Origin of the sequence: Streptomyces sp. NRRL S-31 (genome assembly GCF_000718775.1) — a bacterium.
GTDB lineage: Bacteria > Actinomycetota > Actinomycetes > Streptomycetales > Streptomycetaceae > Streptomyces.
This window is the reverse complement of sequence record NZ_JOCB01000217.1, coordinates 1-1,431: the sequence shown is the minus strand read 5'-3', so window position 1 is coordinate 1,431 and position 1,431 is coordinate 1. Positions and strand designations below refer to the sequence as shown.

The 1,431-nt window shown below is 66.8% G+C and carries 1 protein-coding gene; it reads left to right on the top strand.

Features of this window, described 5'->3' with window-relative positions; all coding sequences use genetic code 11:
• A partial coding sequence (gene ahcY, locus IF37_RS0138250) for an adenosylhomocysteinase (protein WP_030754318.1) occupies positions 1–1,431 on the top strand: 1,431 nt, incomplete at its 5' end.

Here is a 1,431-nt window from a genome sequence, read left to right as displayed (position 1 = left end):
TTCAAGGTCGCCGACCTGTCGCTGGCCGAGTTCGGCCGTAAGGAGATCACCCTCGCCGAGCATGAGATGCCCGGTCTGATGGCGATCCGCAAGGAGTATGCCGAGGCGCAGCCGTTGGCGGGTGCCCGGGTGACCGGTTCGCTGCATATGACGGTGCAGACGGCGGTGCTGATCGAGACGCTGGTCGCGCTGGGTGCGCGGGTGCGGTGGGCGTCGTGCAACATCTTCTCCACGCAGGACCACGCCGCGGCGGCGATCGCGGTGGGTCCGGAGGGTACGCCCGAGGAGCCGCGGGGTGTGCCGGTGTTCGCCTGGAAGGGGGAGACGCTCCAGGAGTACTGGTGGTGCACGGAGCAGGCGCTGACCTGGCCGGACAGCCCGACTGGTGGTCCGAACATGATCCTGGACGACGGTGGTGACGCCACGCTCCTGGTGCACAGGGGTGTGGAGTACGAGAAGGCGGGTGAGGTGCCCGGGCTGGAGAGCGCCGAGTCCGACGAGCACCGGGTGATCCTGGAACTGCTGCACCGCACTCTGGCGGAGAACCCGCGGAAGTGGACGCAAGCGGCGTCGGAGATCCGTGGTGTGACGGAGGAGACGACCACGGGTGTGCACCGGCTGTACGAGATGCAGCGGGAGGGTTCGCTGCTCTTCCCGGCGATCAACGTCAACGACGCGGTCACGAAGTCGAAGTTCGACAACAAGTACGGTTGCCGGCACTCGCTGGTGGACGGGATCAACCGGGCGACGGACGTGCTGATCGGCGGCAAGACCGCGGTGGTGTGCGGGTACGGCGATGTGGGCAAGGGCTGCGCGGAGTCGCTGCGGGGCCAGGGTGCCCGGGTGATCGTGACGGAGATCGACCCGATCTGCGCGCTCCAGGCGGCGATGGACGGCTATCAGGTCACGACGCTGGAGGAGGTCGTGGAGACGGCGGACATCTTCGTCACCACGACGGGTAACAAGGACATCATCCTGGCCTCGGACATGGCGCGGATGAAGCACCAGGCGATCGTGGGCAACATCGGTCACTTCGACAACGAGATCGACATGGCCGGTCTGGCGGGGATTCCGGGCATCGTCAAGGACGAGGTCAAGCCGCAGGTGCACACCTGGACCTTCCCGGACGGCAAGAAGATCATCGTGCTGTCCGAGGGGCGTCTGCTGAACCTGGGCAACGCCACCGGTCACCCGTCGTTCGTGATGTCCAACTCCTTCGCGGACCAGACGCTGGCCCAGATCGAGCTGTTCACCAAGCCCGACGCGTACCCGACGGGTGTGTACGTGCTGCCCAAGCACCTCGACGAGAAGGTCGCCCGCCTCCACCTCGACGCCCTCGGCGTCAAGCTCACCACGCTCCGCCCGGAGCAGGCCGCGTACATCGGCGTCGACGTCGACGGCCCGTTCAAGCCGGACCACTACCGCTACTGA